This is a genomic window from Nonomuraea sp. NBC_00507 (genome assembly GCF_036013525.1).
Lineage (GTDB): Bacteria > Actinomycetota > Actinomycetes > Streptosporangiales > Streptosporangiaceae > Nonomuraea.
Window position 1 is genome coordinate 12,155,265 of the sequence record NZ_CP107853.1, and the last position, 22,705, is coordinate 12,177,969.

At 69.5% G+C, this 22,705-nt stretch carries 25 protein-coding genes and 1 pseudogene; 13 read left to right on the plus strand and 13 right to left on the minus strand.

Annotated elements, in window-relative coordinates:
- Positions 1-17: 17 nt before the first annotated feature.
- Complete coding sequence (locus OHA25_RS57430; protein WP_327585199.1) at positions 18-1,880, plus strand: PA domain-containing protein; 1,863 nt, start codon at positions 18-20, stop codon at positions 1,878-1,880.
- Between the two features lie 92 nt (positions 1,881-1,972).
- Entirely contained in the window at positions 1,973-2,569 is a 597-nt protein-coding gene (locus OHA25_RS57435; protein ID WP_327585200.1) for a TetR/AcrR family transcriptional regulator, read from the plus strand.
- A gap of 236 nt (positions 2,570-2,805) precedes the next feature.
- On the opposite strand, the gene OHA25_RS57440 is transcribed toward OHA25_RS57435, so the two are convergent.
- The 3 genes from OHA25_RS57440 to OHA25_RS57450 form a co-directional block, all read right to left on the minus strand.
- Positions 2,806-4,011 (minus strand): MFS transporter, encoded by a 1,206-nt coding sequence (locus OHA25_RS57440; RefSeq protein WP_327585201.1) that lies wholly within the window; start codon positions 4,009-4,011, stop codon positions 2,806-2,808.
- Positions 4,011-5,021: a PLP-dependent cysteine synthase family protein gene (locus OHA25_RS57445; RefSeq protein WP_327585202.1), complete on the minus strand. Its 1,011-nt coding sequence runs from the start codon at positions 5,019-5,021 to the stop codon at positions 4,011-4,013. The genes OHA25_RS57440 and OHA25_RS57445 overlap by 1 nt, the downstream gene beginning before the upstream one ends.
- A gap of 114 nt (positions 5,022-5,135) precedes the next feature.
- Complete coding sequence (locus tag OHA25_RS57450) at positions 5,136-5,459, minus strand: hypothetical protein (RefSeq protein WP_327585203.1); 324 nt, start codon at positions 5,457-5,459, stop codon at positions 5,136-5,138.
- 202 nt (positions 5,460-5,661) lie between these two features.
- On the opposite strand from OHA25_RS57450, the gene OHA25_RS57455 reads away from it, so the two are divergent.
- From OHA25_RS57455 to OHA25_RS57465, 3 genes are read left to right on the plus strand one after another with little or no spacing between them, the layout of a single operon-like run.
- Positions 5,662-6,828, plus strand: coding sequence for an MFS transporter (locus OHA25_RS57455; protein ID WP_327585204.1), 1,167 nt, complete (start codon positions 5,662-5,664; stop codon positions 6,826-6,828).
- Complete coding sequence (locus OHA25_RS57460; RefSeq protein WP_327585205.1) at positions 6,825-7,190, plus strand: BlaI/MecI/CopY family transcriptional regulator; 366 nt, start codon at positions 6,825-6,827, stop codon at positions 7,188-7,190. Before OHA25_RS57455 ends, OHA25_RS57460 begins: the two co-directional genes overlap by 4 nt.
- The gene (locus tag OHA25_RS57465) at positions 7,187-8,098 is read left to right on the plus strand and encodes a M56 family metallopeptidase (RefSeq protein WP_327585206.1); all 912 of its coding nucleotides are present in this window, start codon (positions 7,187-7,189) and stop codon (positions 8,096-8,098) included. Before OHA25_RS57460 ends, OHA25_RS57465 begins: the two co-directional genes overlap by 4 nt.
- A gap of 207 nt (positions 8,099-8,305) precedes the next feature.
- Here the strand turns inward: OHA25_RS57465 and chrA are convergent, their stop codons facing one another.
- Genes chrA through OHA25_RS57480 form a run of 3 tightly spaced genes read right to left on the minus strand, consistent with a single transcriptional unit; the run spans position 8,306 to position 10,607 of the window.
- Complete coding sequence (gene chrA, locus OHA25_RS57470; protein ID WP_327591200.1) at positions 8,306-9,652, minus strand: chromate efflux transporter; 1,347 nt, start codon at positions 9,650-9,652, stop codon at positions 8,306-8,308.
- Positions 9,653-9,690: 38 nt separating this feature from the next.
- A complete protein-coding gene (locus OHA25_RS57475) occupies positions 9,691-10,122 on the minus strand; it encodes a chromate resistance protein ChrB domain-containing protein (protein WP_327585207.1) in 432 nt (143 codons plus the stop codon).
- Positions 10,119-10,607, minus strand: coding sequence for a Chromate resistance protein ChrB (locus tag OHA25_RS57480; RefSeq protein ID WP_327585208.1), 489 nt, complete (start codon positions 10,605-10,607; stop codon positions 10,119-10,121). The genes OHA25_RS57475 and OHA25_RS57480 overlap by 4 nt, the downstream gene beginning before the upstream one ends.
- A 399-nt stretch (positions 10,608-11,006) precedes the next feature.
- Here OHA25_RS57480 and OHA25_RS57485 point away from each other — a divergent pair, with 399 nt between their 5' ends.
- Both OHA25_RS57485 and OHA25_RS57490 read left to right on the plus strand, forming a co-directional pair.
- Positions 11,007-11,198, plus strand: coding sequence for a hypothetical protein (locus tag OHA25_RS57485; RefSeq protein WP_327585209.1), 192 nt, complete (start codon positions 11,007-11,009; stop codon positions 11,196-11,198).
- A 2-nt stretch (positions 11,199-11,200) separates the two neighbouring features.
- Positions 11,201-11,254 (plus strand): annotated as a pseudogene (locus OHA25_RS57490) (hypothetical protein); the annotation flags it as partial.
- Between the two features lie 88 nt (positions 11,255-11,342).
- Here the strand turns inward: OHA25_RS57490 and OHA25_RS57495 are convergent.
- From OHA25_RS57495 to OHA25_RS57510, 4 genes are all read right to left on the minus strand, one after another.
- A complete protein-coding gene (locus OHA25_RS57495) occupies positions 11,343-12,083 on the minus strand; it encodes an energy-coupling factor ABC transporter ATP-binding protein (RefSeq protein WP_442942015.1) in 741 nt (246 codons plus the stop codon).
- Positions 12,077-12,835 carry a cobalt ECF transporter T component CbiQ gene (cbiQ, locus tag OHA25_RS57500; RefSeq protein WP_327585210.1) on the minus strand — a complete coding sequence of 253 codons (759 nt, stop codon included), beginning with the start codon at positions 12,833-12,835 and terminating at the stop codon, positions 12,077-12,079. The genes OHA25_RS57495 and cbiQ overlap by 7 nt, the downstream gene beginning before the upstream one ends.
- 4 nt (positions 12,836-12,839) lie before the next feature.
- Positions 12,840-13,892 (minus strand): energy-coupling factor ABC transporter permease, encoded by a 1,053-nt coding sequence (locus tag OHA25_RS57505; protein ID WP_327585211.1) that lies wholly within the window; start codon positions 13,890-13,892, stop codon positions 12,840-12,842.
- 205 nt (positions 13,893-14,097) lie between these two features.
- Entirely contained in the window at positions 14,098-14,445 is a 348-nt protein-coding gene (locus tag OHA25_RS57510) for an ArsR/SmtB family transcription factor (RefSeq protein WP_327585212.1), read from the minus strand.
- A 79-nt stretch (positions 14,446-14,524) separates the two neighbouring features.
- On the opposite strand from OHA25_RS57510, the gene OHA25_RS57515 reads away from it, so the two are divergent.
- Both OHA25_RS57515 and OHA25_RS57520 read left to right on the plus strand, forming a co-directional pair.
- Positions 14,525-15,634, plus strand: coding sequence for a cation diffusion facilitator family transporter (locus OHA25_RS57515; protein WP_327585213.1), 1,110 nt, complete (start codon positions 14,525-14,527; stop codon positions 15,632-15,634).
- A 76-nt stretch (positions 15,635-15,710) separates the two neighbouring features.
- Positions 15,711-16,061, plus strand: a complete 351-nt coding sequence (locus OHA25_RS57520) for an ArsR/SmtB family transcription factor (RefSeq protein ID WP_442942016.1) — start codon at positions 15,711-15,713, stop codon at positions 16,059-16,061.
- Positions 16,062-16,094: 33 nt separating this feature from the next.
- On the opposite strand, the gene OHA25_RS57525 is transcribed toward OHA25_RS57520, so the two are convergent.
- Complete coding sequence (locus tag OHA25_RS57525) at positions 16,095-16,322, minus strand: hypothetical protein (protein ID WP_327585214.1); 228 nt, start codon at positions 16,320-16,322, stop codon at positions 16,095-16,097.
- A gap of 226 nt (positions 16,323-16,548) precedes the next feature.
- On the opposite strand from OHA25_RS57525, the gene OHA25_RS57530 reads away from it, so the two are divergent.
- Positions 16,549-17,199 (plus strand): spondin domain-containing protein, encoded by a 651-nt coding sequence (locus tag OHA25_RS57530; protein WP_327585215.1) that lies wholly within the window; start codon positions 16,549-16,551, stop codon positions 17,197-17,199.
- A gap of 11 nt (positions 17,200-17,210) precedes the next feature.
- On the opposite strand, the gene OHA25_RS57535 is transcribed toward OHA25_RS57530, so the two are convergent.
- Together OHA25_RS57535 and OHA25_RS57540 are read right to left on the minus strand one after the other, a co-directional pair.
- Complete coding sequence (locus OHA25_RS57535) at positions 17,211-17,861, minus strand: response regulator (RefSeq protein WP_305919105.1); 651 nt, start codon at positions 17,859-17,861, stop codon at positions 17,211-17,213.
- Complete coding sequence (locus OHA25_RS57540) at positions 17,858-19,096, minus strand: sensor histidine kinase (RefSeq protein WP_327585216.1); 1,239 nt, start codon at positions 19,094-19,096, stop codon at positions 17,858-17,860. The genes OHA25_RS57535 and OHA25_RS57540 overlap by 4 nt, the downstream gene beginning before the upstream one ends.
- A gap of 166 nt (positions 19,097-19,262) precedes the next feature.
- Between OHA25_RS57540 and OHA25_RS57545 the strand changes: the two genes are divergently transcribed.
- Genes OHA25_RS57545 through OHA25_RS57555 form a run of 3 tightly spaced genes read left to right on the plus strand, consistent with a single transcriptional unit; the run spans position 19,263 to position 22,556 of the window.
- On the plus strand, positions 19,263-19,421 hold the full coding sequence (locus tag OHA25_RS57545; protein ID WP_327585217.1) for a hypothetical protein: 159 nt from the start codon (positions 19,263-19,265) through the stop codon (positions 19,419-19,421).
- Between the two features lie 4 nt (positions 19,422-19,425).
- The gene (locus tag OHA25_RS57550) at positions 19,426-20,118 is read left to right on the plus strand and encodes an ABC transporter ATP-binding protein (protein ID WP_327585218.1); all 693 of its coding nucleotides are present in this window, start codon (positions 19,426-19,428) and stop codon (positions 20,116-20,118) included.
- An 8-nt stretch (positions 20,119-20,126) separates the two neighbouring features.
- Positions 20,127-22,556 (plus strand): ABC transporter permease, encoded by a 2,430-nt coding sequence (locus OHA25_RS57555; protein ID WP_327585219.1) that lies wholly within the window; start codon positions 20,127-20,129, stop codon positions 22,554-22,556.
- The last annotated feature ends 149 nt before the right edge of the window (positions 22,557-22,705 follow it).

The window sequence follows — 22,705 nt, forward strand, 5'->3', positions numbered from 1 at the left end:
ACGGAGGAATTTCCCCTATGAGGCACAAGGCCGGCCGCTTAGCGGTAGCCGCAGCCATCGCTGCAGGCGCAACACTGGCATCACTGGTACCGTCCGCGTTCGCGCACGACGGTGCGACAAGCAGCGACGGCGCGATCGACAACGCGAAGATCACGCACAACCACCACCAGCACGGCGGCGACCACGGCCACCTGCCCGCATCGAGTGCCAACGTCGAGCTCATCAGCAAGCTCGCGCTGAAGAACGTCGAGCCGGAGAAGATCGCCGACGTCGGCGTCTACAAGGGTTACGCGTACCTGGCCGCCTGGGGCGGCGCCACGTGCAAGTACAACGGCGTGCACGTCGTCGACATCAAGAACCCCGCGCAGCCCAAGGAAGTCGCGTTCATCGTCGCGAAGGAGGGCAGCGCGCCCGGTGAAGGCGTGCAGGCACTGAGCATCGACACGCCTGCCTTCAACGGCGACATCCTCGTCACGAACAACGAGAAGTGCAAGGAGAGCGCCGGAGTCGGCGGGCTGAACATCTACGACGTCAGCGACCCTGCCCATCCGACCCCGCTCGCGGTGGGCATCGGCGACGAGACCGTCGCGGGCGCCGGCAAGAAGGACGCGAACGAGATCCACAGCGTCTTCGCCTGGGACGCGGGCAACAAGGCCTACGCCGTCATCGTGGACAACGAGGAAGGCCCAGATGTCGACATTCTCGACATCACCAACCCGAAGAAGCCCAAGGTCATCGCGGAGTACGACCTCGACGAGAAATTCCCCGGCATCACCCAGCGGGGCCTCGATGAGGTCTTCCTGCACGACATGGTGGTGAAGGAGATCGACGGCAAGCAGGTCATGCTGTTGTCGTACTGGGACGGCGGCTACGTCCAGATCGACGTCACCGACCCGCTGAGCATCTCCCTGCTGGCGGACAGCACCTTTGCCGACCCCGACCCCGAGGCGCTCGAGAGCGGGCTGACGGTCAGGCCGGAGGGCAACGGCCACCAGGCCGAGTTCACCCTCGACAACAAGTACGTCCTCGCCGCCGACGAAGACTTCTCGCCGTTCGCGCTGAAAGCCTCAAATGTCACGGACGGCACGGAGATCAACGCCGGCCAGGGCGACGGCACCAAGAAGCTCGAGCCCGGACAGACGCTGACCGGCGTGAGCAAGTTCGTGGGACGCGCCTGTCCCCCGCCCGACGATCCCGCCGTCCCCGCCGGGGACCCGAACGTCGTCGACATCGCCGTGGTGGAGCGGGGCCTCTGCACGTTCACCGAGAAGGTCGACAGCGTCATCAAGGCCGGCGGCTACGACGCCGTCCTCATCTTCAACCGCACCGGCACCGATGGTTGTGACGGCTCCCTCGGCATGAGCGTCGAGGGTGACATCCCGGCCTTCGGAGTGGCGCCGCGCAGCCAGGGCTTCGCGATCTTCAACCAGCCGTACGACAACGCCGCCTGCCTCGCCGGTACCGGCCCGGAGCGGCTGCCGGTGCCCCTGGGGACGGCGGGTGACACGCTGACCTTCTCGTCGTCCTTCGACGGCTGGGGCTACGTGCACTTGTACGACCGCAAGACCATGGCCGAACTCGACACGTACGCGGTGCCCGAGGCGCACGACCCCGCGTACGCGACCGGAAAGGGCGACCTGTCGGTGCACGAGGTGGCGACGTCCGCCAAGCAGCCCGACCTCGCCTACTTCTCCTACTACTCAGCGGGCTTCCGGGTGACACGGATCGTGAACGGCAAGATCCAGGAAGTCGGCCACTTCATCGACGAGGGTGGCAACAACTTCTGGGGTGTGCAGGTATTCGAGCACAACGGCCAGGAGTACGTCGCCGCCAGCGACCGTGACCACGGCCTCTACATTTTCCGCTACACCGGCAACTGACCACCTGACGAGTGAAGCCGATGCCGCTCCGGCAATCAGCCGGGGCGGCATCGCCATCTCGTTCCGACGTGCTCATACCGTAAGGGAGGTCCATGTCACCGCGAGGCGTAGCTGTTCCCGAGATCCGCAGCAGGCTGTTCGACGCGGCCCGGGCCGTACTCCTGAGGGAGGGGCCGGGTGGGCTCAGCGGCCGGGCGATCACCCGCGAGGCCGGGGTCGCGACCGGGCTGCTCTACAACCACTTCGGCGACCTCGACGGTTTCCTGGCCGAGTTCATCGCCGATGGTGCTCGCGAGACTGCAGGCGCCGTCGCGCGGCTGAGCTCGCGCGTCGGTGAGGGCACGGTGGCCGGCAACCTGGCGCAGGCGGCCCTTGCCTTGGGCACTTACCTGCCTGCTGCCGCTGAGCTCGTCCGGGTCCGGCCGGTCGTGGCGGACCGGTTGCACCACGCGCTCTCCTCGAGTCTGCCCACGCTGGCGGAGATCCAGGAGACCTTCGCCACCTACCTGGAATCGGAGCGGAAGCGGGGAAGGCTCGCCCCAGACGCCGACACCAGGGCGCTCGCCCTCGCGCTCGTGGCCACCGCGCATCACCTGTTCACGACACAACCTCCGCCCAGCTCGGACCCCGACGATGATCTGCGGAGGGTTGTCGCCGTGCTCCTTTCCGTCGAGCCCGAGCAGAGGTGACTCTTCAGACGTACACGAGGGCCTGGCGGAAGCCGAAGCTTCGCACTCACAGGTGATTCACCAATACGCTCAGCGCCCATATGAGCACGACGGCGGCGAGGACATACAACAGCGCCACCCCGGCACCCTTCACCCAAGTCTTCACCCGGCCATCGTGCAGCCGCGTGGACGGGGAGAACAAGGGCCATTGGGAGGGGCATCGGGTGCCGGGCCTGGCACGGCAAGACTGAGCAGCATCAGGGCCTGGCCTGAACCGGCACGACGCCGGTCGTGAGCATTCCCCCGCGGTTGAGCAGGCCGACGGCCAGAGCACAAAGCGAGCCGACGAAGGCCAGCACGATCCATACTCCGGCGCTCCCGGTCAGCGCACCCACCAGCAGGTTGCCCACGGCGATACCGATCCCCGCGACGGTGTTGTACAGGCCGTAGTGAGTGGCGATCAGGCGCTCGCCCGAAAGCCTGACGACGGCATCCATCTCGAACGGGTACGTCAGTGCGTTGCCCACCGCGAGCAGCGTGGTACAGGCGATGACCGCCACCGTTCGTACGTCAGCCGGGGCAGGGGTGAGGCCGTACAGAGCCATGGGCACGAAGGCGAGCCCCATGAGCGCAACCCCGCGCACGATGGCCTGCGGTCCGCTCCAGCGGCGCCGTGCCCAGTCGGTGATTCTGAGCTGCCCGGCGATGGCCACCAGCGCGGACACCACGAACAGCAGGCCAACGGTCCCCGTCTGGCCGAGTTCCAGTGGCAGGGCCAGGTACAGCTGGAACGACAGCACGTACGAACCGGCCATGGCGAGCGAGAAGAGCAGGAACGGCCGATTGCCCGCGACGGCGCGCCAGTCGGCCGGCACGCTCGTGCGTGCCGGCGTTCCGGCCCGAGATGGTGGTAGGGCGAGCAATTGGAGAATGGTGAGCAGCGCGAAGACGGCGGCGGCGGCCACACACACGGTCCGGAAGTTCACTGTGATCAGAGCCAGCCCGATCAATGGACCGGCCAGGATGCCCGCCTGGTAGAAGACGTTGAACAGCGCGAACGCCTCCACACGCCGCGCACCCGCGTCCTGTGCCAGGTAGGCGCGTACGGCGGGGTTGAACAGGGCGCCGGCGAAACCGGTCATCATGGAGGCCGCCACCAAGGCCGGCACCGCGTCGACGAATCCGAGCAAGGCGAACCCGGCTGTTCGCAGCAGGCAGCCCGCGATGATGACCGGCCTATGACCGAGCCGGTCGGCCAGTGTGCCGCCGAGCAGAAACAACCCCTGCTGGCTCAGGTTGCGTACCCCCAGCACGAGCCCGACCGTCCAGCCCGCCAGCCCCAGCCCGGCGGACAGGTGGCCGGCGAGGTAGGGCATGAGCATGTAGAAGCCGACGTTGATCGCGAGCTGGTTGACCATCAACAGCCGGACGCTGCGCTCGAACGAAACGAATCGCCGCCACATCAGCGCATCACCATCCGGGTCCAGCGGGTGGCCTCGGCTTCATCTGGGTGTTTGATCTGGTCCGGCTCATCGGCCGGCGGCCGGCCGAGCAGGTCGTTCTGGGCACAGTAAGCGTCGTCGTAGACGGTGGTGTAGTAGCGAGCGGGGCCATCAGGGAAGACCGCTGCGATCCGGCAGCCCGGCGGGTTGGTCCTCGCCAGCCAGGCGGCGACGACGGTGACCGCGCCGACGCTCCAGCCTCCGGTGGTGTAGTGGGTGGCCGCCAGAGTGCGGCAGGCCCAGACCGCTTCGTGGGGTGCCACCCAGTGCACCTCGTCGAAGGCGTCGTGGGCCACATTGCGCGGGTTGATGCTGCTGCCCAGCCCGCGCATCAGCCGCGGCCTGGCAGGCTGGCCGAAGATGGTCGATCCGGTGGCGTCCACGCCGACCAAGCGCAGCGCCGGGTTCTGCTCACGCAGTGCCTTGGCGACTCCGGCCGAGTGGCCGCCGGTTCCTACGCTGCACACCAGGATGTCGATCCGGCCGAGCTGGTCGGTGAGCTCGCGCGCCAGGCCCGCGTAGGCGGCCACGTTGTCGGGGTTGTCGTACTGCTGCGGACAGTAGGCGCCGGGATGCTGGGCGAGCAGCTGGGCCACCCGGTCCAGGCGTGCTTGCTGCCAACCGCCCACCGGGTGCGGGTGCTCGATGGTTTCGACGCGGGCGCCGTAGGACGCCAGCAGCCGGCGCACGATCGTCTCCATGCCCGTGTCGGTGACGACGGTGACGGGGTGGCCGTAGACGATACCGGCCAGTGCGAGCCCCAGCCCGAAGGTGCCGGACGTGGACTCGACGATCATCGCGCCGGGCGCGAGCTCTCCCCGATGGCGGGCTTGCTCGGTGATGTGCAGGGCGGGCCGATCCTTCAGCCCTCCGGGGTTGGCCCCCTCGATTTTGGCCCAGAACCCGCGCCCGGCCGGGGCGAAGGGCTCCCCGATCCAGCACACAGGGGTGTCGCCGACCAGCTGGGCCACGGCGAGCATAGGTACGGAAACCGACGAGATCGATGACATGACGAAGACACGCTCTCTCCCGCGGGCGGGCGCGGGACGCTATCGACTGAGGACAGACCTGGTGAAGGCGTGTCATCAGGGTCGATAGACCTCGAGCGTGTGATTCCGGACGGCTCGCTCGCGGTGGCCGCATTTCGGGACATGCTCGGGGGGTTTCACGTCAGGCTCGGCCGCCGGGGGCGGCTGAGCGGGCAGCAGAGGCCCGAGCAACGGCATCGCCTTGAGGAACACGGACTTGGCGGCGGGCAGCAGGAAAGTGCCCCCATGGGCATGATCGACGTGGTGATCGTGGTCGTGTCCGTGTTCGATGACGACCGACCCCACTGGCGCGAAAGGCTCTTCCTCCGCAGCTCTCGCGTGCGCCCAGAGATGGGCGATCACCAGCAGGCCGAGCAGCACGGAATGCCACGCCAGCCAGCGTGGCCAATTCCCCGCTCTTCCCCCTGCGTACATGGCTGATTACAGATCGTAACAGCGGACGTAAGGGGCACTATGCATCGGGGCATGGCAGCAGCTGGCCTACTACACGCTGTAGCATTACACGCTGTAGTAGCGGTGGCCGACCCCGGCCCCGCCCCTGCCCATGAGAGAAGGGGACGTGATGCGGCGCTCGGCGCAGCTGGTCATCTCGGCCACGGTGTTCGTGGATCTGCTCGGCTTCACGCTGATCTTGCCCGCGCTGCCGTTCTACGCCGCCGATCTCGGCGCCACCGGGCTGTGGTTCGGGGCGCTGATGAGCGCCTACTCGGTGGCGCAGCTCGTCGCCGCACCTGTGCTCGGCAGGTTGTCCGACCGGTACGGCAGGCGGCCCCTGGTGCTGCTGGCCCTCGCCGGGTCGGTCCTGTCCATGGCGCTCACCGGCCTGGCCACGTCGCTCGCCTGGCTGCTCGTGTGCCGGGCGCTGGCCGGGGCGTGCGGCGGGAGCATCTCGGTGGCGCAGGCGTACCTGGCCGATGCGGTGCCCGCCGAGCGGCGTACCGGGGCGATGGCGCAGATGGGGGCCGCCATCGGGATGGCGTTCGTGATCGGGCCGGCACTCGGTGGCGGGCTGGCGCCGCTGGGGTTCGCCGCGTGCGCGTACGCGGCGGCGGGGCTGGCGGCGGTGAACCTCGCCGCCGCCCTTGCCTGGCTGCCCGAGCCGGATGGCCCTCGGACGGCACAGGACGGTGAAGAGGCGTCCAGCCCGGACCGCGGGCTGCGCCGGCCGGTGGTGCTGCTGGCCGGGACCGGTTTCCTGGCGATGGCCGCTTTCGTCGGGATGGAGACCACGCTGGCGTTCCTCGGCCGTGACCGTTACGGCTGGGACGCCACCTCGATCGGGCTGGCGCTCGCGGCGGCCGGGCTGGCGATGGCCGCCGTTCAGGCTGGGCTGGTGAGCCGGCTGGCCCGCCGCTGGGGTGAAGCGCGGGTGGCGGCGATCGGCGCGGTGACGATGGCCGCCTGCATGGTGGCGATCCCGCTGGCCGCGACCTGGTGGCTGTGCCTGGCAGCCGTCTGCTTGCTGGCGGCCGGTCACGGGCTGCTCACGCCGACCGTCTCCAGCCTGCTGGCGGCCGCCGGACCGCAGGAGCAGCGTGGAGCGCGGCTGGGCACGGGGCAGTCCGCGGGCGCCGCCGCGCGGATCGTCGGACCGGCCGCGGCTGGGTTACTGTTCGACGTCGGGGCAGCCATGCCGTACCTGGCCGGGGCGGCATCGGCGGCGCTGGCGGTCGCGGCTGTGCTGGCCGTACCCGCTCTGGAGCCCGCAGGACGTGAGGAGGGGGCGTGAACAGCCTTGGCGAGCTGGAACGCTCGATCATGGAAGTGCTGTGGAGCACTGACGGCTGGCTGACCGTGCGCGAGGTCGTCAACCGGCTCAGCGACAGAAATCTCGCCTACACCACGGTGATGACCGTGATGAACCGGCTCGTCCGCAAGGACTTCATCCGCCGCGAACGCGACGACGACGGGCGCACCTGGCGCTACCGCCCTGCGTCCGGGCGCGAGGCGTACGTCGCCGAGCTGATGCTCTCGGCGCTCAGCGAGACCGGCGACCGGCTGGCGGCACTGAGCCACTTCGCCCGCTCGGTCAGCCCGGAAGAAGCCGAGGCGCTGCGCCAGGCGCTCCCCCTCGGGCAGGAGCCGTCGTGACCTATGCCGCCCACCACATCCTCACCCTCCTGGCATCTCTGCTTGCCATGGCGGCCATGTCACGATCCCGGCTCACGTGGAGGACGCCCCGCACCTCATTGCTGATCTGGCAGGCGATCGGCCTGACCCTCGTCTTGTCGGCGGTGGGCACGGCGCTCGCCATCGGCCTGGCCCCCTACCGGCTCGGCATCGTCCCCGCGGTCGTCGGCTTCTTGCACGACCTGACACGCGGCGACCTGCCGACCGGGATCACCGCCTTCCATCTTTTCCTCACGGCCTGCGGTATCGCGGTGGCCCTCTGGATCGCGGCCGCCTTCGCCCGAAGCGCGGGTTCCGTCGCGGCCCTGCGGCGCCGGCAGCGGTCGTTGCTCGGCTTGATCGCGCACCCCCATCCCGAGCTCCAGGAAGCCCTGGTGGTGGCGCACCCGGCGGTGGCCGCGTACTGCGTGCCGGGACGCAAGGCCGCGATCGTCGTCAGCACCGGCAGCCTGGACCTGCTCACCGATCAGGAGCTACGCGCGGTGCTGGCCCACGAGCGCGCGCATGCCCGTGAGCGCCACGACCTGGTGATCCTCCCGTTCGCCGCCCTGCACCGCGCCTTCCCCGCCAGCCGCCATGTGCACGCCATGCTGGACGCGGTCGCGCTCCTGGTCGAAATGCGCGCCGACGACCGCGCTGCCCGCGACATCGACCGTCTGACCCTGGCCACCGCGCTCCACCGCTTCAGCACCTGCGACCGCATCGCCTCCCCGCCCGGCACGCTCGGCGGAGCCGGCCACGACCTCGACGCCCGCATCGCCCGCCTGACCATGCCCTCCCGCACACCATGGCCGGTAGGTGTCCTGCTCCTGGCCGTCGCCCTGACCGTGGTGAGCACCCCGCTCAGCCTGTTCTTCCTGCCCTTGTGACAGGGCTATCCGGTCGATTCCGGATAGTTCTCTTTGCGTTGAAGCCACCACCAGCCGCGTGCACCATCCATAGTCGTCAAAGGTGGTCGCGGTGAGATCGCAGGGACTCAGCCGAGCCGCGTCGGGCCGGTCATATTTCCAGGGAAGGAGCGCAACCGCGGCGCTCATGATGAGTCCCCGGGCGCCGCCGAGGTGGAGGGACCAGTTTTACAGGAGCACCGTCGCCAGGCCGAGCGCCGCGCAGATCGCGAGAATGCGGAGCATGGGCCAGCGCAGGACGAAGGTCATGGCCAGCGCCGCCACTGTGATCCCGAGGGCGACCGGGCTGACCGTGCCCGGCTCAGGAAGCTGGACGTTGAGCGGCCCCCACGTCCAGGTGAAGGTCTTGGCGAACAGGGTGTGCTCGGCGAAGTAGAGCGCCAGGTTGGCGATGACGCCGACGACCGAGGCGGTGATACCGGTCAGGGCCGCGCTGATGGCCGCGTTGTGCCGCAGCCGCTCGACGTATGGGGCGCCGAGGAAGATGAACAGGAAGCACGGCGCGAAGGTGACCCACGTGGTCACCAGGGCGCCGAGCACGGCGGCCGCCCAGGGGTCGAGCGCGCCGGGATCGCGGTAGGCGCCCAGGAACGCGACGAACTGCACGACCATGATGAGCGGCCCTGGCGTGGACTCGGCCAGGGCGAGCCCGCGGACCATCTCCCCCGGGGACAACCAGGCGTAGGTCTCGACGGCCCGCTGGGCGACGAAGGCGAGCACGGCGTACGCGCCGCCGAAGGTGACCAGAGCGGTGCCGGAGAAGAACAGACCCTGAGTGGTGAGGACACTGTCGGTGCCGAACAGCAGCACCACCGCGGCCACCGGCAGCCACCAAGCGGCCAGCCCCACCGCAAGAATCTTGCCCGCGGAGCGCCGGCTGGGCTGGGCGTGGTGCAGGGCGTCATCGGGAATCAGCGGCGCCGGGCCACCGTCGCCGCCGTTCCCGTTGCCGCTCTTGAGAGCGTGCGGGGCGAGCTTGTGCACCGTCCAGCCGACGAGCGCGGCCACGGCGATCACGAGGGGAAACGGCACCCCGAACAGGGCCAGTGCGAGGAAGGCCGCCACCGCCACGGCGACGAACAGCGGATGGGTCAGCGAGCGCTTGCCGACCCTGATCACGGCCTGGGCGACGATCGCGAGCACCGCCGGGGCGATTCCGGCGAACAGGGCGGTCACCACGGTGGTGTCCTGCCACAGGAGATAGACGACCGACAGCGCCAGCAGGGCGAGCATGCCGGGCAGCACGAACAGGGTGCCGGCGACCAAGCCGCCGCGCGTGCCGTTGAGCAGCCAGCCCACGTAAATGGCCAACTGCTGCGCCTCGGGGCCGGGGAGCAGCATGCAGTAGTTCAGCGCGTGGTTGAAACGCTGCTGACCGATCCAGCGTTTCTCCTCCACGAGCGTGTGCTGCATGACGGCGATCTGGCCGGCCGGGCCCCCGAAGGTCTGCAACGAGATCAGAAACCAGGCGCGTACGGCCTCCCGGAAGGGGATCACATCTGCCGGTGCCCGCATGGTCACGTCGTCCTCCTGGTTCGGTGAAAAGGGTGTCGTCATGCCGGTTCTCGCCCCAGCAGCAGGCCTCGCCGATACAACTCGTACAGCCCGTCGAAGACGGGCGCGGTGATCTCCAGCACGCGTGGGTCGTCGCAGGTCATCGACAGGCCGCGCAGGACAGCGTCCAGCCCGGGCGCCTCGGGGGCGTCGAAGCGCTCGTCGTCGATGTCCGCCTCGTGCACGATCTCGGCCATCTTCCACAGCACCGGATCGGCGAGCCCGTACCGGTGCAGGATCGTCTCGAACGAGCAGTCGCCGCCATGGTGGGACAGCTCCACACCGCGCATGTCGAACGGCGTCGCGTCCTCGGGCACCTCGGCCGGATCGCCGACGAACACGAACTCGGCGTCGGCGTCGAGGTGGCGGCGGATCAGCCAGGCGCACGCCGCCCGGTCGATGTGCACCCCGCGACGGGTGGCCCACTTCACCGCGGCTCCTCCTTCACGGCGGCACTCTCCTCAGCCAGGGCTCTTACGGCGAGGCGTGCCTCGTCCCGCTCGGCCGGCGGGAAATAGTCGCGACGGGCGATCCGCCGCAGCTCGGCCTGCAACCGCTTGGCCGTCCGGGCCCGCTCCCCCGGCCGGGCCTGCGCCGCGCTCCGCGCTTGCAGGATCACCGCCTGGTACTCGGCCGCTCTCGCCCGGCGCATCTCCGCCGCGATCGCCTGCTCCTGCCCCTGACTGCCCGGCGCGGCCAGCCAGAACGTCGACGTGCCGCCCATCTCACCGATCTCCTCGGCGATCCACTCCAACTGCTCACGCGTACGCGCATCAGCGGGCAACGCGACCAGCCCGTCGCCGAGCCGCGCCACGCCGAGCCGGTCGAGCTTGCGCCAGATCGTGATCCGCAGCGTGGACGGCTGCCGAGGCATCCGGTACGCCAGCAGCGCCCACTGCCCGGTTGTCCCCGTCACGGCCAGAACTCTCCGTCTTCCACGTGCTTGCGGTGAAACGCACCATTTATGCAACCATAGTTACTGTAACTATGGTTGCACAACACGTGTGACCGGCGAGTGTCTCGTACCAGGGCAAAGGACGGGAGTGCCTTCGGTCAGACACGGGCTCCCGGCTTGCGCGCAATGACCTGCTGACGGGACAAACGTATGCATGTATGCACGTGACAACAGTTCTGGTGCCAGCCGTCGGCAGGGGCGATCGGCTGCTCTGATGGACGCCGCCCAGAGAGGGTCGTGAGCCATGCTGCGACTCGGCGTACCCAACAAGGGCGGGCTCGCTGACGGCGCCCAGCTGATGCTGGCGGAGGCCGGTTTGTCGGGCGGCGCGGGGACGATGGCGCCACCGCCTATGTGGGGGTGGTCGAGAAGCACTTGGCCGACATCGGGGTCGATGCCCGCGTCATCAAGCTGGACGGTTCAGTGGAGACCGCGATCCGGCTGGACGTCGCCGACGCGGTGGCCGACGTCGTCGAGAGTGCGGCTCGTCTTCGCGAGGTAGGGCTGGAGGTCTTCGGTGACCCGGTCATGAGGTCGGACGTGACGTCGTGACCATGGAGTACGACATCGCACACGAGCGTGTCGAGGAAGCGATCGCGATCACGTACGGCATGGAGGCGCCGCCCACGGTGTCGGCGCTGCACAGGAACGGCTGGGTGGCTGCCGCCTCTGACGCAGACCACCAGCATCCTGGCCTTACATGGGCATTTCCACCGAGAAGCCGTACGGGAGCTCCAGCCGGTGGCGGCCCAGGAGCTCGGAGTCGGCGAGGATCGTGGTTGTCGGGCCGTCCGCGACGATGGTCCCGCCGGACAGGATGAGGGACCGCTCGCACAGTTCGAGCGCGTACGGCAGGTCGTGGGTGACCATGAGGATGGTGACATCGAGCCCGCGCAGGATGTCGGCCAGTTCCCGGCGCGCGGCCGGGTCCAGGTTCGAGGAGGGCTCGTCGAGCACCAGGATCTCGGGTTCCATGGCCAGCACGGTCGCGACGGCGACCCGGCGGCGCTGACCGCCGGACAGATGGTGCGGTGGCCGGTCGATCATGTTGAGCATGCCGACTCGCTCCAGTGCCCCGCGGATCCGCCCTTCCAGCTCGTCGCCCCGGATGCCGAGGTTGGCGGGGCCGAAGGCGACGTCCTCGCGGACCGTCGGCATGAACAGCTGGTCGTCGGGATCCTGGAAGACCAGGCCGACACGGCGCCGGATCTCCTTCAGGTTGTCGCGGGCCACGGGCAGCCCGCCGACGGAGACCGTCCCCAGGCTGGGCGTCAGGATGCCGTTGAGGTGCATGACCAGGGTGGTCTTGCCCGCGCCGTTGGGCCCGAGCAGCGCGACCCGTTCTCCCCGGTCGATCGACAGGTCCACGCCGAACAGGGCCTGGGTGCCGTCGGGGTAGGCGTGCATCAGCCCTTCGACCAGCAGAGAGTTCACCACAGTCCTCCGATGAGTATCGTGACCGCGGCGGCGGGAAGGGTGGCGGCCAGCGCCCACTGCGAGGCGGAGCCGCGCACGTCGTCGATGATGGGCATGGTTCCGGTGTAGCCGCGGCTGAGCATGGCCAGGTGCACGCGTTCGCCACGCTCGTAGGAGCGGATGAACAGGGCTCCCGCCGAGCGGGCCACGACAGGCAGATGCCGCAGGTCGCGTGCCACGAACGCGCGGGACTCCCGCGCTATGCGCATCCGGCGCATCTCGTCGAGGATCACCTCGACGTAGCGCAGCATGAACGAGGCGATCTGCACCAGCAGCTGCGGAAGCCGCAGCCGCTGGGCGCCGAGCAGCAGGGTCCTCGGCTCGGTGGTGGCCGCCAGCAGGATGCTCCCGATCACTCCGAGGGTCGCCTTGGCCACGATGTTCCACGCGGCGAGCAACCCTTCGGCGCTCATCGACACGCCGACAACGGTCATGCGCTCCCCCTGGGACAGGAACGGCAGCGCGACCGCGAAGATCACGAACGGCACCTCGACGACCATCCGCCGCAGCAGGAGCTTCAGGGGGATGCGAGCCGCCACGGCCACCGCGCCGAGCAGCAAGAGGTAGAGGGCGAACGCCCAGAACCGTTCCCGATCGGTGGCCACGACGATCATGATGAACGCGATCAGTGACAGGAGCTTGCACTGCGGGGGGAGCCGGTGGACGGGCGTGCCGGCGTGGACGTACAGGTGGTGGCTGTGTCCGGCGGCCATGGGTTCACGATTCCGGCGTCAGTGGCTTGGCGTCTGACCGGCGGCGGGCTCTGCGGCGCAGCGCCCAGGTCACACCGGCGCCCACCCCCAGCGAGATCGCCACTCCCAGTGCGCCGGCGAGTCCTGTGGACAACCGTTCGTCATCGACGCCTTTGACGCTGTAGTCGGCGAACGCCGAGTTGTCCAGCGGATGATCTTGCGCCTGAGACAGGAACCCCAGGTCGGTTGCCACCCGCTCGAGACCGTCAGGATTCGCCGAGGCGTAGAAGCTCACCAGTCCCGCGAGCACGACGGCGGCGGCGACCCCGCCGAGGAGAAACGGCCGAAGCCGCGGAGCCGCGCGATGGCTTCCCTCCGCCGGCCGAGAAGGAACCATCTCACCGGAGGCGGTGCGCAGCATCGCGGGCCTGACCAGGCTGCGCGCCCCATAGACCAGGTCGGGCCGTACGGCCAGCACGGTACTGACGGTCAACGCGGTAATCGCGCCTTCGCCCAGGCCGATGACCACGTGGACGCCGCCCATGGCCGCGGCGACCGTGACGGGATCGATCGAGGAGGTCCCGCCGATGGCATACAGTCCCGTGAAGAGCAAGGCGGACATCGGGACCGACACCATGGCGCCGGCGAAGGACGCCACGACCACGCCAGTACGGTTGCGCGGCGCCAGCTTGCCGACCGCGCGGAAGACCCCGTATCCCGTGAGGACGGTCACCAGCCCCATGAGGCAGATGTTGACACCCAGGGCCGTCAGTCCTCCGTCGGCGAAGAACAAGGCCTGCACCGTGACCACCACAGCGATGCACAGGACTCCTGTATAAGGTCCGACAAGGATCGCGGCCAGAGCTCCTCCGATCAGGTGGCCGCTTGTCCCGGCGCCGACGGGAAAGTTCAGCATCTGGACGGCGAAGATGAAGGCGGCCACCAGCCCGGCCAGCGGAGCCATCCGGTCGTCCAGCTCGTCTCTCGCCTTACGCAGGCAATAGGCGACGCCGCCGGCGGCCACGGCGCCCGCGGCAAGGGACATCGGGACGGTGAAGAAGCCGTCGGGTACGTGCACGAGATCCTCCGGGATTGCTTCCCAAGCGATTGGCGCGCCATTGCCGGGCTGACCCGTAAAGATGTACGCACTCGCGAATATGTCATCCAGGCGACGGCCGCAGCCCCGCTTCCCCGCGGACCACACGGAATCCGAGTCCCGGCTTGAGAGTGTCTTTGACGATCGGCACGGCGCTCTCCGACCGATGCGTCCGAGCCCGGCCGGATCACTCGTGCCGCGGGATCCTCGACACCTCGTGATCGGCATGATGAACCGCCTCGGCGATCAAGGCTCGAATGTGGGAGTCGCGGGCACGGTAGAGAACCCGCCGCCCCTCCCGGCGGCAGGCCACCAGCCCAGCCAGCCGGAGCTTGGCCAGATGCTGGGACACGGCAGGCCGGGCCGCTCCCACCGCTGTGACGAGGTTGCCCACGTCGTGCTCACCGTGAGCCAGAGCCCACAGCAGGCGCAACCTGGTGGCGTCGGAGAGCATCCGGAAGGCCGCGACCGCCACCTCCACCTGAGCGTCGGTCGGTGGGGCGCCGGTCGGTTGGCCGCCATTGTGCTGCTGCATGGTCGACGCACCTAACATGTGCTTGCGTGCGCATACGAATACATATCGAAGGGGATAACCGTACTGTCACCCGCGCTCCATGAGACAGGACGAGGAGCAGCAGATGAGCGTGCACAGCCGCCCAGGACCCTCCCACGAGCAGGACCACGACCACAGCCACGGACACGGTCACGGACATGGTCACGACGAGCATGACCACGGATCCCCCAGCCGCACCCTAGGGGAACGGCTCCGTCATGTGGTGACGCCACACAGTCACGACGCGGCAGCCCGGACTGATCACGCACTGGAGACCAGCCGCCGCGGCATGCGGACCCTGGCGATCTCCTTCGCCGTGCTCACCGTCACCGCTCTCGCCCAAGTCGTGATCTTCGCGAGGTCGGGATCGGTGGCCCTGCTCGGTGACACCCTGCACAACTTCGCCGACGCCCTGACCGCCGTGCCCCTGGCGATCGCCTTCACGGTGGGCCGGCGCATGGCTTCGCGCCGGTTCACCTACGGGTATGGCAGAGCCGAGGACCTGGCCGGCATCGTCATCGTGCTGATCATCGCCGCCTCGGCGGGCCTGGCCGGATACGAGGCCGTCAAGCGCCTGATCAACCCACAAGACGTGGAGGCGCTCGGCTGGGTCGCCGCCGCAGGAGTGATCGGCTTCCTCGGCAACGAACTGGTGGCCCGCTACCGGATCAAGGTCGGCCGCGAGATCGGCTCCGCGGCGCTGGTCGCCGACGGCCTGCACGCCCGCACCGACGGCTTCACGTCACTGGCCGTGCTGCTCGGAGCAGCCGGAGTATGGGCCGGCTGGCCGTACGCCGACCCGATCATCGGCCTGCTCATCACCATCGCGATTCTCTACGTACTGCGTGACGCCGCCCGCGAGGTCTACCACCGGCTGATGGACGCCGTCGACCCCGCGCTGATCAGCAAGGCCGAGCAGATCGTCGCCGAAACCCCAGGCGTGCGCCGCATCGGCTCCCTGCGCATGCGCTGGATCGGCCACTCCCTCCGCGCCGAGGTCGACATCGTGGTGAGCCATGAACTCTCCCTGGTCGAGGCGCACGCCGTAGCAGTGGAGGCCGAGCACCGGCTCATCCACAACCTCCCGCGGCTGCAGGCCGCCACAGTGCACGCCGACCCCGACGGGCCCGAAGGCACCGACCACCACGCTGTCCTGGTCATCCACCGGTAGATCACCTCACCTCGACCTTCGTCTTCGACTGCGCTGCAGCCGCCGGAGGCCGCCGCGGCGGCTCTACGATGTGCTCATGAGCATGAGCGCGGCCCACGCAGATGCGCTGACCTCCCAGCAGAGGGGTGAGCGGTTCGAAGTCGCCGCGTCCGTTCTGGCCCTGCTCGCCGATCGCACGCGGTTGGCGCTCCTGAGCCGGTTGAGTCTCGGCGAAGCCGATGTCACCACCCTCACCGAGGCCATCGGGGCCTCTCGCCCCTCTGTCAGCCAGCACCTGGCCAAGCTCCGGCTCGCCGGACTGGTGGCCGCCCGCAAGGACGGGCGCCACGTGGTCTACTCCCTGCACCATGGACACCTCCGCCGCCTGGTCGAGGAGTCGCTGAACGTCGCCGATCACCAGATCGGGTCACTGCCGCCGCATGACTGAGCGGCACGCTCTACGCCCGCCGGCGCGGCAGCGTCACACGCTTGGGCCGAACGGCAGGCCCTTCTCGGCCTTGGCCACGCAGTCCGGGCACACCGGCAGGTCCACTGACCGAGCCACGGCCTCCGGGGTGGCCGGACGCATCGTCCCCAGGAAGGTGAGGCCCGGCGGGAGCCCGGTCGCCAGATCCACCAGGAACGTCGTCACCTCCGCGGGGTCGTAGTCGAACTCCCGCTTGCACGCGTAGCAGCGACCGGTCTCCATAGGCCCGCCTTTCCGTCGGCAGCCAGCCTACGTCGGCGGCCTGTCCGAACTCTTGGCCTTCACCGCCGGCGCCCGTGTCCCGAGCCGGCGGGTCGGAAGGTCGGCGGCTGTGACGCGGCATGTGCCGTAATGGCCCGTAATCACCAGGTAAGCCATGCGTAAGATCTTGAAGGCGGATATGGCCATAACGTCCTGTGCGTCACATCCACCCGAAGGAGCACACGTGATGCGCCCTGTCCAACTGTTCGCAGGCCTGACCGCCCTCTGCGCCGGTATGGTCGCCCTGCCTGCCGCCGCACAGGCGAAACCCATGACGACGTGGACGGTGAAGATCCAAAACCTGACGCCGCCGGGATCCCAGCCGCTGTCACCCCCCGTGGTGGTCGTCCACTCGCCCAGCGTCCATGTCTGGCAACTCGGCCGGTTCGCCAGCCGTGGCGTCGCCGCGGTGGCCGAGGACGGCGACGCGCCGACGCTGATCAAGGAGATCTCCAAGCGGCCCGGCGTGCGTGACGCGTTCGCCCCGGCCAGCGCTCCGATCGCACCGGGCCAGAGTGCGACATTCCAGGTCAAGGTACGGCCAGGCGACCGAATCAGTGTCGTCAGCATGCTCGTCAACACCAACGACGGCTTCACCGGTGTGGACGCGTTGCGGCCTCGGCCGGGCTCGATCCGGACCATGGCCTACGACGCGGGCAGCGAAAAGAACCTCGAGACCAAGGCCACCATCCCCGGTCCCTGCTGCGGCAACCCGATGGTGCGTGCGCCCGAGAGGAGGCCGATCAGCAAGCACAAGGGGATCATGGCCTGTGGTGACCTGGACCGCGAGACCTACGGCTGGACCGGCCCGGTCGCCAAGCTGACCTTCGCGAATTGACGATCCAGGCGCTACGGCCGGTTGAGGCCGGTCTCGTAGGCGAAGATCACGGCCTGGATGCGGTCGCGGAGGCCGAGTTTCATCAGGATGCGCTTGACGTGCGTCCTGATCGTCGACTCCTCGACGAGGAGCGCGGCGGCGATCTCCCGATTGGACAGGCCACGCGAAATGAGCCCGAGGACCTCCCTCTCGCGTGGTGTCAGCCCCTCGAGCTTGGCCTGATCGCTGAGGTCGGGAACCGGCTGGCGGGCCATGCGGTCGATCACGCGACGGGTGACCGACGGGGACAGCAGTGAGTCGCCGGCGGCGACGGTGTGCACGGCGGCGATCAGGTCCTCGGGCCGGGTGCGTTTGAGCAGGAAACCGGAGGCGCCGGCCCGCAGGGCTCCGAAGATGTAGTCGTCCTGTTCGAAGGTCGTGAGGATCAGGACCTTCGTGTCAGGGGCGATCCTGGACAGCTCCCGGGTGGCGGCGATGCCGTCCATGTCTGGCATGCGTACGTCCATCAGGACGACGTCGGGCGCAAGTCTGCGGGTCCGGTCGACCGCTTCCCGTCCGGTCGACGCCTGGCCGACGATCTCGATGGCGGGATCGGCGGTGAGAAGCTCGGCGAGCCCGGCACGCATCAGGTCGTCGTCGTCTGCGATCAGCACCCGCGTCACGCGTGGTGACCCCTGTCGGGAAGCGAGGCGTGGAGCCGGAACGTGCCGCCCGCATGCTCGGTGTCGAGGCTGCCGCCGAGCAGGCGGGCGCGCTCGAGCATGCCGATCAGTCCATGTCCTCCGCCGGATCGGGGTGTGCCGCCGGCGCGCACCGGGTTGGTGACGGTGAGCTCGACCGTCGCCTCCCTGAACACGATCTCGACCGTAGCACTGCCGGTTCCATGGCGGGCGGCGTTGGTGAGGGCTTCCTGGAGGATCCGGTAGACGGTTCGATCAGCGGTGGCGGCGAGGGGCCGGGATCGGCCCGCGGATGTGAGCATGACCTCGAGTCCGGTCGCGGTGTGGCGGGCGATCAACGTGTCGAGCGAGGCGAGTCCGGGTGGCACCTCCACGGCGCCGTTCGCAGGGGTGGGCTCGCGGAGCGTGCCGACGACCTGATCGATCTCCGCCGCTGTCTGGCGGGCGAGCTCTTCGATCGTCTCCAGGGCGCGGAGCGAACGATCCGGGTCCCGATGGTGCCGCAGCCGGGCGGCGCCCGCCCGGACGGCGATCAGGCTGATCGCGTGGCCGGCCGCATCGTGCAGGTCGCGGGCGATCCTGGCGCGTTCTTCTGCGACGGCGAGCTGACGGTCGCGTTCGGCCTGCTGGGCGGTGAGCAGGGCGCGCTGTTCGAGGACGGCCATCTGCTCGCGCCGCAGGCGGGTCCGCTCGCCGGCGAACCACGCGACGGCCCAGGCGAGGCCGGTGTGGAGGAGCTCGAGCCAGGGGAAGCCGGCCTGCGCGACGGCGGCCGCGCTCATGTACGCCGCGAAGACGCCCACGACGATGCCGGTGGTGCGCATGGTCCAGGGCGCCGCACGATCGCGGCTCGCGGCGAGCAGGTAGAGCGCCACCGTGGGGCCGAGCGTCACGGCGGCGGGGCCGAGTATCGCGGCCGCGGGACCTCCTATCGGCTGGTCCGGGTAGCCGATGCCGGCCATCGCCACGCTCGCCGCCGCGGTCGCCAGGAAGACGCCGAGGGTGAAGCGCCGCCAGAGGAGAAGCGGCAGCGCCGAGAACGTCGCGAGCACGGCGCCGACCAGGTCGAGGTCATGCGCATCGAGGCGAGCGGCGCCGCCGTGGCTGAGCCTGGCCAGCGAGGCGGCCAGGACGACGGCCGTGATGGCCGCGTCGAGGATCGTTCGCGAGCTCGGCCGGGTCGCGAAAAGGCTGCGGGCGGTGGTTGTCAATGGCATAGGCCCTGCGAGCGTAACGCCTGCGCCGGTGGCCGGTCGTCGCCCTACGGGGGGATCCGTGTGGACGCGATGGGGACGGACGAGTTCCTCTCGCGGGGCGTTTCGCGCGTTCTGGATGATCCGTAGCTTGACGACACGTGACACAGGACAACGTGAGGACGCCCACATGAGCGAGTCCGGTATGCCGCAGTGGGTGAAGGTGCTGGCGCTCGTCGCGGCCATCGTGATCGTGCTGCTCATCGCCGTGATGCTGCTGGGTGGCGGTGGCGGTGGGCACACGCCCATGCGCCACGGCGCGCCCGGCCTCTCGTACGAGGGGGTCTGAGGCCATGGAACGCGTGATTCGCCTCAGCGATGTGCTCAAGACATACCCGTTGAGCGCTGGCGAGGTGGTCGCCGTCGACCATCTCGACCTGGAGATCGAGGCGGGCGAGTTCGTCGCGATCGTGGGGCGGTCGGGCAGCGGCAAGACGACGCTGCTCAACCTGCTGGCCGGCATCGACCGCCCCACCTCGGGGACGGTCCAGGCAGCAGGCGCAGATCTCGGCGCGCTGTCGGAGTCCGGGCTGGCCGCCTGGCGGGGCGCCAATGTGGGGCTGGTCTTCCAGTTCTTCCAGCTGCTGCCGACACTGACCGTCGCGGAGAACGTGATGCTGCCGATGGACTTCGCCGGGAAGATCCCGATCGGTGAGCGGCGGGATCGGGCCGTGCAGTTGCTCAAGCAGGTCGGCATCGGCGACCAGGCCGACAAGTTGCCCGCCACGTTGTCGGGCGGACAGCAGCAGCGTGCGGCGATCGCCCGGGCCCTGGCCAACGATCCGCCGCTGCTGCTGGCCGACGAGCCGACGGGCAACCTCGACTCCGCCGCCGCGGATGCCGTGCTGAAGCTGTTCGCCGACCTGAACGGCGAAGGACGGACCATCGTCGTGGTCACGCACGAACGCGACATCCGCTCGATCGTGGGCCGCGAGATCACGCTCGTGGACGGCCGCGTCGTCAGTGACGAGGGGGTCAGGAAATGAGTGGGCTGATGACGGTCAAGCTGCGCCGGGATCTGCGCGCGGCCTGGCCGCGGTTCGTGCTGATGGTGATCGCGATCGCGGTCAGCCTGACGGTGTTCGGGGGCGTGCTCAATGCGTGGTCGGCCATTGGAAGGGAGACCAGCGGCGCGTACATGAGCACCGAGCCCGCCTCGGCGACGATCGTTCTCGACCGTGATCTCGACCCGCAGCGGATGGCGGCGATCGCGGCCCAGGTACGCGAGCGGCCGGGGGTGCTCGAGGCCACGGCGCGCGCCCAGTTCGACGGCGAGATCGAGGTCAACGGCAGCAAGCTGGACGTCGCGCTGCAGGTCTTCGTGGCCGCGCCCGACGACCCGATGCGGATGGTCAAGTTCGATGTGGGGCAGGCAGGCAGCTGGCCACCGCCGCCCGGCGAGATCCTCATCGGACAGGATTCCCTCGGCCTGCTGGGCGTAGCGGTCGGCGACACGATGACCGTCACGACCCCGAGCGGCGATCCCGTACGGCTGCGCGTGGCGGGAACGGTGTATGACCCCAGCCTCGCCCCGTCCCCCCAGGAACAAAGGGGGCACGCCTACCTGTCCACCGCATCGCTGTCCACGCCCGGACTCAACCAGTTGAAGATCCAAGTCGCCGATCCCGGCACGACGGAGCCGAGCCGGGACCGCGATGCGGCGGTCGCCGTGGCGGGCGCGGTCAGCACGTGGCTGCAGCGCGAACACGGCCTGGCGATCAGCGAGATCCAGGTTCCCGAGCCGTACGCGCACCCGCACCAGTGGCAGGCCGACGTGCTGCTGTTGTCGCTGCTGGCCGGCGGCGCCGCCGCGCTGCTGCTGTCCACGGTCCTGGTGGCGAACATGCTCAACAACCTGTTCACCCAGCAGATCCCGCAGATCGGCATCATGAAGGCGATCGGCGCGGGGGCCGGCCGGATCGCCCGGCTCTACGCGGCGATGACGTTGTCGGTGGCCGCGGCGGCCACGCTGCTGGCGTTCGGGCCCGCCGTTTTCCTTGGCCAGGATCGGCTCAAGGGCCTGCTCGAGATGCTCGGCGTCCAGCCGGTCAGCCTGGCCGCTCCTTGGTGGAGCTATGCGATCATGCTCGCCGTCGGCCTCGGCCTCCCACCGCTGATGGCTCTGGTGCCGCTGGTCAAAGCCAGTCGCATCACCGTACGCGCGGCCATCGACCATCACGGGCTCGCAGCCAAGGCGAGCGCGGCAACCGGCGTCCTGGCCCGGTTGAGCCGCCTGCGCCGTCTCGACCGCGGCCTGCTGATGGCGCTGCGCAACACCGTCAGGCGGCCGGCCCGGTTCTGGCTCTGCGTCGGTCTCCTGGCCGGGGCGGGCTCGGTGTTCGTTGCCGGGATGTCCCTGACTTCCGGCACGCAGGCGGTCGAGGAGGAGAAGCAGGCGCTGCGCTACTGGGATGTCGAGGTGAAACTGGCCGGCCTCACCGAGGCGGACACCGTCGCCGGCGCGGTCGGGCGCGTGCCCGCCGCGGCCAGGGTGGAGACGTGGCAACGGGTCCAGGTCGGCATCGCCGCCCAAGGGCGGCTACCCGTCACCCGTACCTATCCCGACCAGGGTCACGGCAGCATCGCGTTGAACACGCTGATCGCCGGCCGCCCAGCGCCGCGGCTGTTGGAGGGACGCTGGCTGAACCCGGGTGAGACCGGCGCGGTGGTCCTCAACCAGAGCGTCCGCGCCAAGACCGTCCCCGGCCTCGGGGCCGGTGACGACGTCCTGCTGTTCATCGAGGGCAAGCCCACCACCTGGCGCCTGGCCGGCATCGTCGAGGAACGGGAGGGAGCCGGTGGCGGCGTCTACGCCACGGCCGAGGGGCTCGCCGCCGCCACCGGGCAGCCGCAGCGGGTCAACCAGGTCCGCGTCATCACCGGCAGCCACGACGAGCGCACGCGCGACGCGGTCGCCGCCTCCGCCCGTACGGCCTTCGCGGGCGCCGGTGTCACGGTGGAATCCGCGGCGTCGATCAGCAGGACCGAGGCCGCCTCGGCAGGCCACCTGGGCCCTGTGCTCCTGGTGCTGCTGGGGATCGCCGTGCCGCTCGGAGTGCTCGGCGGCATCGGCCTGGCCTCCACGATGAGCACCAACGTCCTCGATCGGATCCGGGAGTTCGGCGTCATGCACGCCATCGGAGCACGGCCCAGAGCCGTCCGCCGCGTCGTGGTCGCCGAAGGCGTCTTCCTCGCGCTCACCAGCTGCGTGCTGGCGATCCTGCCGACGCTCGGGCTCACCGCGGTCCTCGGCGCCGGGCTGGGCAACCTCTTCAACAACGCGCCGCTGCCGTACCGGATCTCCGGTCTCGCGGTCGCCGTCTGGCTCGTGCTGGTGATCCTCGGCGCCGCGCTGGCCACCGACGCGGCGGCGACCCGGGCCTCCCGCATCACGGTCCGAGAAGCCCTCGCCTACCTGGGATGAAGATGCCACCCCGCCTGCGAAAGTTCATGCTTCACTTTGCACGTCGCCTCCTCTGGCTTGGCGCCATCGCGTAGGACATCGCTCTCCACCTCACCGCCCTGACCGGCCCGGCCGCACAGTAGGTGACCATCACGCTCGCGAAGGCGAGC

Excerpts from the sequence above, each read along its gene's own strand:
- cbiQ (WP_327585210.1), bottom strand. The coding sequence starts at position 12,835 with ATGGCCGCCGGACACAGCCACCACCTGTACGTCCACGCCGGCACGCCC.
- OHA25_RS57515 (WP_327585213.1), top strand. The coding sequence starts at position 14,525 with ATGAGACAGGACGAGGAGCAGCAGATGAGCGTGCACAGCCGCCCAGGA.
- OHA25_RS57530 (WP_327585215.1), top strand. The coding sequence starts at position 16,549 with ATGCGCCCTGTCCAACTGTTCGCAGGCCTGACCGCCCTCTGCGCCGGT.
- OHA25_RS57430 (WP_327585199.1), top strand. The coding sequence starts at position 18 with ATGAGGCACAAGGCCGGCCGCTTAGCGGTAGCCGCAGCCATCGCTGCA.
- OHA25_RS57455 (WP_327585204.1), top strand. The coding sequence starts at position 5,662 with ATGCGGCGCTCGGCGCAGCTGGTCATCTCGGCCACGGTGTTCGTGGAT.
- OHA25_RS57510 (WP_327585212.1), bottom strand. The coding sequence starts at position 14,445 with ATGCAGCAGCACAATGGCGGCCAACCGACCGGCGCCCCACCGACCGAC.
- OHA25_RS57525 (WP_327585214.1), bottom strand. The coding sequence starts at position 16,322 with ATGGAGACCGGTCGCTGCTACGCGTGCAAGCGGGAGTTCGACTACGAC.
- OHA25_RS57435 (WP_327585200.1), top strand. The coding sequence starts at position 1,973 with ATGTCACCGCGAGGCGTAGCTGTTCCCGAGATCCGCAGCAGGCTGTTC.
- OHA25_RS57545 (WP_327585217.1), top strand. The coding sequence starts at position 19,263 with ATGAGCGAGTCCGGTATGCCGCAGTGGGTGAAGGTGCTGGCGCTCGTC.
- chrA (WP_327591200.1), bottom strand. The coding sequence starts at position 9,652 with ATGCGGGCACCGGCAGATGTGATCCCCTTCCGGGAGGCCGTACGCGCC.
- OHA25_RS57555 (WP_327585219.1), top strand. The coding sequence starts at position 20,127 with ATGACGGTCAAGCTGCGCCGGGATCTGCGCGCGGCCTGGCCGCGGTTC.
- OHA25_RS57550 (WP_327585218.1), top strand. The coding sequence starts at position 19,426 with ATGGAACGCGTGATTCGCCTCAGCGATGTGCTCAAGACATACCCGTTG.
- OHA25_RS57520 (WP_442942016.1), top strand. The coding sequence starts at position 15,711 with ATGAGCATGAGCGCGGCCCACGCAGATGCGCTGACCTCCCAGCAGAGG.
- OHA25_RS57540 (WP_327585216.1), bottom strand. The coding sequence starts at position 19,096 with ATGCCATTGACAACCACCGCCCGCAGCCTTTTCGCGACCCGGCCGAGC.
- OHA25_RS57440 (WP_327585201.1), bottom strand. The coding sequence starts at position 4,011 with ATGTGGCGGCGATTCGTTTCGTTCGAGCGCAGCGTCCGGCTGTTGATG.